The sequence below is a fragment of the Chryseobacterium sp. WX genome (assembly GCF_029542485.1).
Lineage (GTDB): Bacteria > Bacteroidota > Bacteroidia > Flavobacteriales > Weeksellaceae > Chryseobacterium > Chryseobacterium cucumeris.
Map to the genome: position 1 here is coordinate 2,554,240 of NZ_CP120710.1, position 12,502 is coordinate 2,566,741.

The window sequence follows — 12,502 nt, forward strand, 5'->3', positions numbered from 1 at the left end:
AATATTTTCAAAAAAAACAAGACAATAAATTATTAAAATAAGTTAAAAACAAAACATTTAACAAAAACGCAACATTTAAAACTTATTTTTTTTTAAGAAATAATAACAATCGATTAAATTGATATAATCTATATTACAAATTTAATTATGAATAAAAATAAATTGAATATCAATAAATTAAAGATTTAAGATATAGAAATGAAAGAAGATCAATAAACGATACTATGCAAAGCATATTTCTACAAGTGAAGAAATATTTCATTTTTTAAACAAAAAAAATGCATAAAAGCGATAAAATGTATTAAAGTTTCTTTACCAGAGCTAGATAAATTTTTCTGTTTCAAAATAAGATTGAGTTCCAAATTGAAAAAATAAACCTAAACCCAATTTAGCCAATATCAATTCGAATCCACTTTTCTCCTCATCCTAATAATTAAACCTAAACTTCTAAAAATCATCCTATATATAGTATATCGGTTATTTAAAGCAGACTACAGTCTTCTCTGTACATTCTACATAATCACAATATTATCTTTTGTTGAAGTAAGAATAAAATAAAAAACATCCAAAACCTCTTCCTTCAAAATTTTATATTTTTGCAGTATAGATACAATTCATGGAGCTAATAAAAAACTGGTCAAATCTTTATATTGAGGCCGGATGTGATGAAGTAGGAAGAGGATGTTTAAGTGGTCCGGTGGTAGCTGCAGCGGTAATTTTAGATGATGACTTCAAACAAAACCTGGTGAATGATTCCAAAAAATTAACGTTCAAAACGCGTATGGAACTGGATAGTTACATCAAAGATAATGTGAAAAACTATGCTATCGCAGAATTACCACCTTCCTTTATTGACGAACATAATATTCTTAATGCAAGTATTCATGCAATGCACCGTGCTTTGGATCAACTGACAATAACTCCTGAGCTTATTTTGGTGGATGGAAATAAATTTCATCCTTATAACTACATCCCGCATCAATGCATTATCAAAGGAGACTCCAAGGTTTTATCTATTGCTGCAGCCTCTATTCTTGCCAAAAATTATAGAGACAAGTTGATGATTCAACTTCATCAAGAACATCCTGAATATGGTTGGGACACCAATTTTGGCTATGCCACAAAAAAACATCAGGAAGCGCTTATTAAACATGGACCGACCCGATATCACAGACAGTCTTTCAGACTTAAATATGATTGAAAAACATCTATTTTCAATTATTAAATGAGCAGATGTCGGATAGAAATTGAAAATCTTTCTAAAAATAATTTCAAATAAAAAAAAAGAGAAGCAATTATTAAAATTGCTTCTCTTTTTTAGCTTATAGCTTAAGAATTATTTCTTCTTATTTCTTTGTTGTTCCTGAGCTTTTTGCTGCTCCTGAGCCTTCTCCATCATTTCTCTCATTCTCTTCTGGAATTTGCCTTCTGCTTTCGGTTTTTCCTTATTAGACTGAATCTGGGCATGGATTTTCTTTTCATCCAGGATCAAATACTTAATAACAAGGATGATTAGGATGTTAATCGCATTCGATACAAAATAATACCATGAAAGTCCTGAAGCCGAAGTATTAAGGAAGAACAGGAATGTAATCGGGAAGATATACATTAACACCTTCATATTTGGCATTCCTTCCTGTTGAGGCTGTTGCATATTTCCTGAAGTCATAACAGTATAGATTAAAATAACAACTGTACAGGCTAAAGCGAAAATACTTAAGTGGTCTCCAAGGAAAGGAACTTTAAACGGAAGCTTGATCAAATCATCATACGCTGTCAAATCTTTGGCAAACCAGAACCCTTGGCCTCTAAGATCAATAAAGTTCGGGAAGAAACGGAACAAAGCATAGAAGATAGGAATCTGAACTAATGCCGGTAAACATCCAGCCATCTGATTCACTCCGGCTTTTCTGTACACTTCCATTGTGGCCTGCTGTTTCTTCATTGGATCTGCATCCTTAAATTTGGCATTCACTTCGTCAATTTCCGGACGGATCACCTTCATCATTGCACTTAGCTTGTGCTGCTTATACATAATTGGTGAAAGGATCAGTTTCACAATGATCGTCATTACAAAAATTACCCAACCTGCTGATAATCCCCATGCAGCAATAATGCTATATAACCACATGAAGAAATAACGGTTCATTGCTCCGATAAATGACCAGCCTAAAGGAAGAATTTCATCAAAATTCTTATCGTAAGATTTAAGCAATGGCAAATCCAATGGCATAAAATACCATGTGAAATCCTGGTTCAGCTCACTTCCAGTCATCTGAACGAAACCTTCATAGTTGAATTTCTTCAAATACTCTCCTTCTTCAACATTTTCCTGGTTTCCTTTACTTTGGGTAAATCCGTTTTTAGCTTCGATTACTGAAGAGAAAAACTGCTGCTTTACACCAATCCAGTTAAGGGTTTCTTTTTCTTCTTCCATTGTGGTTCTCCCATCATAATCATAATCTTTATAATTATTGAAAGCATAAGAAAATTCTGAGTGAGACTGCTCCTGAGCTCTACCTTTTTCCAGATTTCTTACATTATAATCCCAGATAAAATCTGCTTTATTATCAGAAGTAATTTTAGAAAGCCCCTGAGTTCTTACTTTAAAATCCAGAGTATATTTGGGTAATAGCGTGTAAATGAATTGAATGACAGCACCATTGTAATCTGCAGTTAAGGTTACCGCATTTCCATTAACAGCTGGTGAGAAAACTAAATCTTTAGTATTAACGATTTTTCCTGTTTTATCTTTAAACTGAAAACCGTAGTTTGAGTTATTCTTAGTGATCAGATAAAGCGGCTGATCTGCATTGTCTGTTTTGTGGTTGTAGGCTTTATAATTTAAAAGTTCTACTTTGGAAACCTGTCCTCCTAAGCTTGAAAATTCAAGTTTTAATTCGTTATTTCCAAGACTTGCTGTCTGGATTGCATTAGGAGTTACATTTGGATTGATATTGCTTGCCTGAGTTTGCTTTACGGCATTTTTTGCCTGTTCCGTTTTCTGCTCCTGAGCTTTCAACTCCGCTTCTTTTGTTTGTTTGTTCTGGAAATAGAACATAAAACCGAAGAGAACAAGGCATAAAACCGCGAAACTAATCATTTGCTTCTTATCGATTCCGTTGTTTTGTTGCATTTTATTTTATATTAAAATTTTAAATTTAAAATGTACGTATGGGTGTACATAATTTGAGCTGACAAAAATACTGTTTTTTTATCAAAACTCTATGCTTTACGTTGTTACTATATAATAAACTCAAGCTGAGAATAATCAGCCTGAGTTTATGGGTAGACGTTTATGATAAAATTTTACCTTATTTCTTTTCGCAAGCTTTGATGAAAGCTCTGAATAGCGGATGCGGTGTTGCTACCGTACTCTTATATTCCGGGTGATACTGAACTCCCACATAGAATGGATGATCAGGTAGTTCCAGCGCTTCTACCAAACCTGTTTCAGGGTTGGTACCTGTAGCAAGGAAACCATTCTTTTCAAATTCCTGAAGATAATCACTATTGAATTCATAACGGTGACGGTGTCTTTCAGAGATATTTTTGTTTCCGTAGATATCGTATAATTTAGAACCGTTTTTCAATGAGCACTTCCATGCTCCAAGACGCATTGTTCCTCCTTTATCTACTACATTTTTCTGTTCTTCCATCAAAGAAATTACAGGATCAGGAGTAGCGGTATCAAATTCCATAGAGTTTGCTTTGGTATGTCCTAAAACATTTCTTGCAAATTCAATCGTCATAATCTGCATTCCTAAACAGATTCCCAACATTGGAATTTTATTTTCTCTTGCATATTTTGCAGTAAGAACTTTTCCTTCAATTCCTCTGTCTCCAAAACCTGGAGCTACAAGAATACCATTCACACCTTTCAGTGTATCTTTGATATTTTCTTCCGTAATATCTCCACTGTATACCCATCTTACTTTTACTTCAGTTTCAAGGTCAGCACCTGCATGTTTGAATGCTTCAGCAATAGAGATATAAGAATCCTGAAGGGAAACATATTTTCCAACCAATGCAATTTCAACAGTTTTCTTAGGGTTCTGGAATTTTTTAAGGAAACTCTTCCAGTCTTTAAGATCAGCATCTTTATCACTTTTCAGATCCAGTTCTTTCAAAACTACATCATCGAAATTCTGCTTCTGAAGATACATTGGAACTTCATAGATCGTTTCAAGATCTTTACATTCGATAACGTTATCTAAAGGAACGTTACAGAACTGAGCTAATTTTGCTCTCTGATCTTTAGGAATTTTATGTTCTGTTCTACAAACTAAAACATCTGCCATAATTCCGCTTTCCATCAACTGACGAACGGAGTGCTGGGATGGTTTTGTTTTCAATTCTCCACTTGAAGCCAGATAAGGCAGTAAAGTAAGGTGAATCACCATAGAATTGCTCTCTCCCAATTCCCACTTCAACTGACGAACAGTTTCAATGTATGGCAAAGATTCGATATCCCCTACAGTTCCTCCGATCTCAGTAATAATGATATCGTAGTTCTGTTTTGAAAGGATTTTAATTCTACGTTTGATTTCGTTAGTAATATGAGGAATTACCTGAACTGTTTTTCCAAGGAAGTCTCCTTTTCTTTCTTTTTCAATTACAGTCTGGTAAATTTTTCCTGTAGTAACGTTATTGTTTTGGGATGTAGGAGCATCAAGGTAACGCTCATAGTGGCCTAAATCCAGATCCGTCTCTGCACCATCTTCAGTCACATAACACTCTCCGTGCTCATAAGGATTCAAAGTTCCTGGGTCGATATTGATATAAGGATCTAATTTTTGGATCGTTACATTAAAGCCGCGTGATTTTAGTAGAAGTCCCAGAGAAGCAGAAACGATTCCCTTTCCCAAAGATGAAGTTACACCTCCTGTCACAAAGATGTACTTTGTATTCTTTTTACTCATTAGATTAGGTTTGTGCAAAGTTAGGGGAAAAAGAAATACAAAGCAATCTTTTACATTTTGAAAATGATAAAACATCCCTCAAACAACTATAAAACCAGATAAAAATTTTTATTAAGATTGATATAAACAAATGAAACAAAGCCATAACCAAAAGGATTTCATCTATCAGCAAAAAAGGTTTTCCACTCACATGGAAAACCTTTTATATTTTATACGTTGAAATATTATTGCTTTACAAGCTCAAAATAAGCAGTTACCTCAACATCTTTCGCGATACCTGCTCCTGATGGGTCATATTTGATTCCATAATCCAGACGGTTTACTGTAAATTTCGTCTGAATTCCCATGACCTCTTTTCCATCTTTATTTTTTGTAATCCCACCCAATGTAACCGGAGCAGTGATTTCTTTCTCTACTCCCTTCATGGTTAGTTTCCCTTTAACGATATAGTTGTTGTTTTTATCTTTTGTAACGGAAGAGCTCTTAAATTCAATCGTAGGATATTTGGCAACATCGAAAAACTCTTCGCTGATAAGATGTCTGTCTCTCATATCCACTCCGGTATTAATACTAGGAACACTGATAGAAAAGTTTAAATCAGCATTATCCAGATTAGCACCACCAGTGGCTGCTTTTCCGTCAAATTTATCAAACCTTCCCTGTACAAAACTAATCCCCATATGCTTGATATTAAAGTTAACCGATGAATGCATCTGGTCTACCTGCCAGGTTCCCTGTGCAAAAGCTACAACACTTAACAGCACAAACACGAAAGATAAAAATACTTTTTTCATTGTAATGATATTTTACATTAATATTTTAATTGAATCAGGCTAAGATATGAAAGATATTTCTATCGCAGACGTATTAGTTTTTTTATATTAAACTCATTTACATTCTGAAAAAAAAAAGCTTTTTTATAACTTCGCAGTATGGCAAAACTGAAAACAGCATATTTCTGTCAAAACTGCGGAACCCAGTATCCTCAATGGCTGGGACAATGTAAAAACTGTGGAGAATGGAACACTTTAGTAGAAGAGGTTGTAGAGAAACCTTCTCATAAAACTCCTCCTTTTTCAAAAACGAAACAACATGTTATCAATATTGTTGAAGTAGAAACCAGCGAAGAACCTAGGATAAAAACCCCTTCTGAAGAACTGAACCGTGTTTTAGGAGGCGGCATCGTTTTGGGGTCTGTAACTTTGATTGGTGGCGAACCGGGCATCGGAAAATCTACCCTTCTGCTTCAGCTTGCTTTGAAAATGAAGAAAAAAGTTTTCTATGTTTCTGGTGAAGAAAGTGCTTCTCAGATCAAAATGAGAGCAGACAGGCTTACGGATATTCAAAATCCGAACTGTTTCCTTTTCACAGAAACATCATTGGAAAAAATCCTTCATGAGGCCAAAAAACTGGAGCCGGATTTCATGATTATTGATTCCATTCAAACGCTGCAGTCTCAATTGATAGAAAGTTCCCCGGGAACCGTATCCCAAATCCGGGAATGCTCCAATGAGATCATCAAATATGCCAAAGAAAACAATACGCCTGTCTTTCTTGTAGGACATATTACCAAAGACGGCCAAATTGCCGGACCAAAAGTACTGGAGCACATGGTAGATGTTGTTCTGAATTTTGATGGAGACCGAAATCATCTGTTCAGATTATTGAGAGCTAATAAAAACCGTTTTGGTTCTACCTCCGAAATTGGAATTTATGAAATGATTTCTCAGGGATTAAAAGAAATTAAAAACCCTTCGGAAATACTGATTACCAAGAAGTTTGAGGAACTTTCAGGAAACTCTGTTGCGGTAACTCTGGAAGGAAACAGGCCGATGCTTCTTGAAATACAGGCATTGGTAAGTACTGCCGTTTATGGTACTCCTCAAAGAAGCAGCACCGGTTTTGATTCCAAAAGGCTGAATATGCTTTTGGCCGTACTGGAAAAAAGAGCTGGTTTTCAATTGGGAGCAAAAGACGTTTTCCTGAATATTACCGGAGGAATAAAAACAGATGATCCGGCACTGGATCTGGCGGTCATTGCTTCTGTTCTTTCTTCCAATGAAGATATTGCTATTTCTGAACATTACTGTTTTGCCGGAGAAATCGGATTAAGTGGCGAAATTCGTCCGGTAGCACAGATTGAGCAGAGAATTACTGAGGCTGAAAAATTGGGGTATGAGAAAATATTTGTATCCAATCTTAATAAAATCCCGAAAAGAAAATTTGGAATCAAGATTGAAGAAGTGAGTAAAATTGAGGATTTTCATGAGAGACTGTTCTAGAGTGAATGGTCAATTTTGCTTCGCAAGTCAATGGTCAATTAATATCACGATAAAAAATTCACAAGCGAAGCGAATTCACTTTTCACCTTTCACTATCCACATTTAATTCATACCTTTAAATTATGAATTATCTGGCTCATTCTTTTCTTTCTTTTACTGACGGGCAGATCGTGGGGCAATTTCTCGAAGATTTCATCCGCAACAGAGATCGTTTTTCTTTCCCGAAGGAAATTCAGGACGGAATTACCCTGCACAGAGCTATTGATACTTACACTGATTCTCATCCTGCCATTCATGAAGCCAAAAAGGTATTCGCTCCATTGGTAAGGCTGTATGCAGGTGCGTTTGTAGATGTCTCGATGGATCATTTTGTAGCCAAGGATCTTTCTCTGAATTCTCTTCCGGAATGGAAAGCGCATTCCCTTAAAGTTTATCGTGTTTTAAATGCCTATGAACAATGGCTTCCTGAAAATTTCAAAAAGATGCTTGTAAAAATGGAGCATGATGACTGGCTTTATAATTACCGTGAAGACTGGGGAATTAAATTCAGCATTCAGAATGTTTTGAATAAAGCAAAGTACCTCGATAAGGATATTCCCGTTTTTGAAGCTTTTTTAAAGAACAAAGATCATCTTCAGCAGTGTTACGATGATTTTTTTCCTGATCTGCTGGCCCACGCAAAAGGAATTAATACGTTGCTTCAGCTGGAAAATTAATATTCTCAGAACTGTTTATACAGATAGCGGTTAGGATAGGTAAGTTTTTCACTGTTTCTTTGTCCGTTTACAATAATATGAACAATATTGATCTGATCATCAAAAAGATTATACAGAAAACTTACGGCAGTTTCTACTTTTTTAGGAGTAGCTACAGGTTCTGACTCAAGAAAGATATCTACAGATTCCTGATCTTCTTCATAACCGATATAATTTACTTTTAAAAATTTATTATCAGCCTTTAGCCTGAAATATTCTGAACAGTATTTCTGCAGGGCATCATTCAGTTTCGCCTTATATTTTTCGTCATTAAAATGAAAAGCACCTCCATATTTTTTCCCCAGGCCATTTTCCATGTCATCAAGAAAGAATCTTCCGGTTACTTCAAAGGTTCTGGATTTTGAATTATAATTAATTTCAACAGATCCTACGTGATAGGGGTGAAAAGTCCCACCCTCCGTAAAACTTTGAAAAGTCATTGTTAATAATAAAAGAAAACTCCAAAAAAACTTACCTGACATGAATCTTATTTTACAGCAAATATAAAAAAAGCAGCAATTATAAAAACTGCTGCTTTTCATTGAATATCATAGATGAAGATTTATTGCTTCATTACTTTTTTTGTGATTTTTGTGTTATCCTCCAATGTAATGGTAAACAGGTATGTTCCTCTTACAAATTCAGAAACATCAATTCTACCGGAGTTCTTATCTACATTAACGGTTTTAATCAGTTTCCCAGAAACATCATAAACACTTACTGCACCTTTAGAATATCTGCCTAACGACACGTTTACAAAATCTTTTGCAGGATTCGGAGTGATGTTCACTTCTGAATTTATTTTAACATCCGCTGTCCCTAATGTTGTTCCTGTTTTAACAAAATATCCGCCAAAACCAGTCGTCTGAAAACTCACTTCCCAGTATTGGTAGGTATCATTCCAGATAATATCTGCTATATCAGGAGTAATAACTGTGGCGGTTCCTCCAAAAGAAGCTACGGTTCCTGTAGTACTTGTTCCGCTATATTTTTCAATAAGAAGATTGGCTTTGTTAGCAACATCAGTGGGTGAAGTAGGTAATTTCACTCCATTAGTCAGATTATAAGCATCAAAATCACTCTGTTTGAAATATAAGGTTACTTTACCGGTTGCTGTGGTAGTGTTTGCATCCGAATTGATTTCATATCTTCTTGCTACATAGTTGGGCTGTGCATTATCAACCCACACTTTGGCTGTTACATTTCCTGTTACGGTACTGGCTGTTTCTTTTTCTAGCCTTGAGATAAGCTGGCAGGAATTTGTAAAGTAGTTATAGCCATTCGCCACCGTACTGGTTTTCGTCTGGTTAGAAGTTGCTAAATTCTTTACTTCAGCAACATTTTCATAGATTACCGCTCTCATTTTAAGATCAAATGTTCTTGAAGTCCATGTAGTACCGTCAGTAGAAGTTTTAGATCTGCTATTCAGTACAGCATTCTCTGCTTTCATGGCAATTCTTCCTCCTAATCCATTAACAACAATATAAAATTCTTTTCCGGTTACCATCTGTACATTCAAATCTGAAAGATTGATGTAATTCCAGGTATATCTCTGAATATTATTAAGCCATGAAGTAATGGTTTTAGTAGCAATAATATCTCCGGGATTTCCGTTAGCATCTACCTTTCTGATCTGAATATCCACCGGGATATCTGAAGGAATTGAAGACCCTGATACAAATGAGAACCCTCCCAGTTTCCCTGTTAATGTAGGCGTATATCTTACCGCAAGAGCCATATTATCAAAATAATAATTAAATTCTGTATTGGCTACAATGTATGGCTCATCGTAACTTACTGTTTCAAAATTGGATTTCACACATCCTATTTCATCAGTAACAGCTTTATAGATATCCAATTTACCATATCCCCATCTCATATTCGGAACGACACCGGTGGCACCATCCATTCTTGCATTAGCTGTAAGACGGGCTTTCACCTGTGCTGCCGTCAATGAAGGATTAGCCTGCAGTAATAACCCTACTGCTCCAGCTACTCCCGGTGAAGACATACTTGTCCCCTGGTTTTTCACGTAATAATTGGTGCCTGAAATAATGTCTGTTGCTGCGGGAGCAGAATTGCTGGATCTTGATGAAATAACATTCTGGCCTGAACCTGCGATATCCGGCTTTTGAACCCCATCCACTCTTGGTCCCTGTGAACTGAATGAAGAGATAGATTCCTGTGGGGTTGTGGTAGAATAAGCTCCCGTACTATACCAACTTGGTCTTCCCATATAAGAAGCTACCGTGATGGCGTTGGAAGCATTCCCCGGGCTTCCTACAATATATTCATTATCTCCGTTTTGTAAGGTGGTTTGCACTCCCTGACTATACAGCCAGCCGTGGGCTGTGATCTGCTGGGTTCCGTTGTTGGTAATTTCCAATGAATAATTCCCTTGGACATTGGTGGTTCCGGAGGTTCTGGTCACTACCAACTGTACATATCTTTTATTGTTGTCGTTACTCCAATAATTATACATAGTTGCGGTAAGACCTCCTCCTAATATAGTATGAGCGGTGTTTGTACTGATATTCTGCGTATACTGCTGTCCGTCCGGAGTGGTTAATTTTGCAGTAACGGGAGTATTGTCATTGGCATACATAATGAATGAGAATACTGAAGCTGCGGAAGTGTTGCTTGCTACAGTAAAGTTATATGTCTGTGCCGCACCGGCTGCAATATCAACTTTTCTGTGAAGATTAGCTCCGTAATCATTACCTGCTGAAATCACAACAACTCTTCCCGCTCCTGAAGTGGTAAAGCTATTAACCGCTACTTCATGGCTTGAAGTTCCATCATGAGCACTACTCTGGCCACCAATACTCATATTGACAACAATAGGTTTATTAAGTGCCGTTGCCACATTTTTAAAATAGGTTAAAGCATTAATGGTATTTGTTGTAGGAAAAGATCCGTTTCCTCCTTTCACAAAAACAATATCTGCATCCGATGAAAATCCTTTATGTCTTTTATCGGTAAAAGCAGAACCATTTCCAGCTGCTGTACCTGAAACATGGGTTCCATGGCCGTTGGTATCATTTTCACGAACAAACCCCGTGGGTGTCCCATCCAGTTCATCTTCGATCTGTGCTTTCGTATATTCTACGCCAGTAGCAAACCCTGCCGGGGCAGTTTCTCCCGCCTGGGCAGTTAAAGTCTGATCCCAAATGGAAACAATTCTGCTCTTGGTCTGATCATCAGATTTTCTGAAATCCGGATGTTTCCAGTCTATTCCACTGTCATAAATTCCTACCAACACTCCTGTTCCATTATAAGCTGTGTTATTGAAAACACCATCCTGCAAAAGACTTGCTCCGGACTGAGCTCGGCTCACATCATTATGAAGTGCATCAAACTCCGGTCCCATTACAGAGGTTACATACGGAAGCTGAGTCAGTCTTTCAATATCTTCAATGGTAACCAAAGCTGTGGAAAAAGCAGGAAATTGGCTTTGTATAAGAAATCCGTCTGCTTTTAATTTTTCAGGCTCTTTAGTATAAACTATACATGAATACATAGTCTGTGCTCCTTTTGAAGTCACCACCAGGTGCTGATCAAGTTTCATATCAGGACGTTCCAGTTCTTTTACAGCTCTTCCGTTAGCAATACTTTCTTTATTTTTCAATAAAAGATCAAACCGGGAATCCAGTTTCTGTACCTGCCCGTAAAAAGCGTAGGAATACAATCCCAAAAAGGCTGCTGTAGCATTTCTAAGAAGCTTCGCTCCTCCACGTGAAATGTTTACATTTGTAAAAAATAATTTTTTGATATCCATATTTCATTTTTAAGCAATACAATTATACAATTTTTATTTAAAACATAAATAATGCAAAATATCAATAAAGATTAAGTGTAAAAATTAAATCAAATAATAAAATTAACAATATTTTAACAATATATTCAAAATATAAAATTTTTTAATCAAAATGCAGGATTTCATTTTTTATTTAAACCTTGGATGGGAACATATTATTTCTCTGGATGCACTGGATCACCAGCTTTTTGTTTTAGCTTTGATAGCTGTGTACTCTTACAGTGACTGGAAAAAAATCCTGATTCTTGTTACCGCATTTACAATCGGGCATTCTATTACCTTAGCTTTAAGCATTCTGGATGTTTTCAGAGTTCCTTCTGACTGGGTGGAGTTTTTAATTCCTTTAACGATTGTTCTTACTTCCATGGATAATATTATCATGAAAAATCAGAAACAGACTTTGATGCGGGCTAATTATTATCTTGCACTGATCTTCGGCCTGGTTCATGGAATGGGATTCGCCAACACAGCAAGAGTAATGATTGCTAAAAGCCAAAGTATTGCGTTACCTCTCCTTGGGTTTAATATTGGTTTGGAGCTTGGCCAGATTGTAATTGTTGCTGCAATTTTAATCATCCTGTTCATTTCACTCAATCTTTTTAAAGTGAATAAAAAAGACTGGATACTCTTTGTTTCTTCCGGAGTATTTGCTTTATCCTTAAAAATGACTTTGGAAAGAATTCCTTTTTAAAAGTTAAATATTCTCATTAATTCAACAGGTAATTA

General features: G+C 36.1%; 9 protein-coding genes. 4 read left to right on the forward strand and 5 right to left on the reverse strand.

Annotated elements, in window-relative coordinates; genetic code table 11:
- Positions 1-616: 616 nt before the first annotated feature.
- Entirely contained in the window at positions 617-1,201 is a 585-nt protein-coding gene (locus PZ898_RS11410; RefSeq protein WP_120232847.1) for a ribonuclease HII, read from the forward strand.
- Between the two features lie 135 nt (positions 1,202-1,336).
- Here the strand turns inward: PZ898_RS11410 and yidC are convergent, their stop codons facing one another.
- The 3 genes from yidC to PZ898_RS11425 all read right to left on the reverse strand — a co-directional run bounded on the left by yidC (position 1,337) and on the right by PZ898_RS11425 (position 5,716).
- Complete coding sequence (yidC, locus tag PZ898_RS11415) at positions 1,337-3,136, reverse strand: membrane protein insertase YidC (protein WP_062675903.1); 1,800 nt, start codon at positions 3,134-3,136, stop codon at positions 1,337-1,339.
- 178 nt (positions 3,137-3,314) lie between these two features.
- Entirely contained in the window at positions 3,315-4,922 is a 1,608-nt protein-coding gene (locus PZ898_RS11420) for a CTP synthase (RefSeq protein WP_110008139.1), read from the reverse strand.
- 224 nt (positions 4,923-5,146) lie between these two features.
- A complete protein-coding gene (locus PZ898_RS11425; RefSeq protein WP_062675901.1) occupies positions 5,147-5,716 on the reverse strand; it encodes a YceI family protein in 570 nt (189 codons plus the stop codon).
- Positions 5,717-5,854: 138 nt separating this feature from the next.
- On the opposite strand from PZ898_RS11425, the gene radA reads away from it, so the two are divergent.
- Both radA and PZ898_RS11435 read left to right on the forward strand, forming a co-directional pair.
- The gene (gene radA / locus PZ898_RS11430) at positions 5,855-7,204 is read left to right on the forward strand and encodes a DNA repair protein RadA (protein ID WP_062675900.1); all 1,350 of its coding nucleotides are present in this window, start codon (positions 5,855-5,857) and stop codon (positions 7,202-7,204) included.
- Positions 7,205-7,326: 122 nt separating this feature from the next.
- On the forward strand, positions 7,327-7,920 hold the full coding sequence (locus tag PZ898_RS11435; RefSeq protein WP_062675899.1) for an ACP phosphodiesterase: 594 nt from the start codon (positions 7,327-7,329) through the stop codon (positions 7,918-7,920).
- Positions 7,921-7,925: 5 nt separating this feature from the next.
- Here PZ898_RS11435 and PZ898_RS11440 read toward each other — a convergent pair whose 3' ends face one another.
- Positions 7,926-8,441: a DUF6702 family protein gene (locus tag PZ898_RS11440; protein ID WP_277695536.1), complete on the reverse strand. Its 516-nt coding sequence runs from the start codon at positions 8,439-8,441 to the stop codon at positions 7,926-7,928.
- An 80-nt stretch (positions 8,442-8,521) separates the two neighbouring features.
- Positions 8,522-11,737 (reverse strand): S8/S53 family peptidase, encoded by a 3,216-nt coding sequence (locus PZ898_RS11445; protein WP_277695537.1) that lies wholly within the window; start codon positions 11,735-11,737, stop codon positions 8,522-8,524.
- A 151-nt stretch (positions 11,738-11,888) separates the two neighbouring features.
- On the opposite strand from PZ898_RS11445, the gene PZ898_RS11450 reads away from it, so the two are divergent.
- Entirely contained in the window at positions 11,889-12,467 is a 579-nt protein-coding gene (locus PZ898_RS11450) for a HupE/UreJ family protein (RefSeq protein ID WP_120232843.1), read from the forward strand.
- Positions 12,468-12,502: the final 35 nt, after the last annotated feature.

Coding starts and splice junctions, on each gene's coding strand:
- PZ898_RS11445 (WP_277695537.1), bottom strand. CDS start 11,737: ATGGATATCAAAAAATTATTTTTTACAAATGTAAACATTTCACGTGGA.
- PZ898_RS11420 (WP_110008139.1), bottom strand. CDS start 4,922: ATGAGTAAAAAGAATACAAAGTACATCTTTGTGACAGGAGGTGTAACT.
- PZ898_RS11450 (WP_120232843.1), top strand. CDS start 11,889: ATGCAGGATTTCATTTTTTATTTAAACCTTGGATGGGAACATATTATT.
- PZ898_RS11440 (WP_277695536.1), bottom strand. CDS start 8,441: ATGTCAGGTAAGTTTTTTTGGAGTTTTCTTTTATTATTAACAATGACT.
- PZ898_RS11435 (WP_062675899.1), top strand. CDS start 7,327: ATGAATTATCTGGCTCATTCTTTTCTTTCTTTTACTGACGGGCAGATC.
- PZ898_RS11425 (WP_062675901.1), bottom strand. CDS start 5,716: ATGAAAAAAGTATTTTTATCTTTCGTGTTTGTGCTGTTAAGTGTTGTA.
- radA (WP_062675900.1), top strand. CDS start 5,855: ATGGCAAAACTGAAAACAGCATATTTCTGTCAAAACTGCGGAACCCAG.
- yidC (WP_062675903.1), bottom strand. CDS start 3,136: ATGCAACAAAACAACGGAATCGATAAGAAGCAAATGATTAGTTTCGCG.
- PZ898_RS11410 (WP_120232847.1), top strand. CDS start 617: ATGGAGCTAATAAAAAACTGGTCAAATCTTTATATTGAGGCCGGATGT.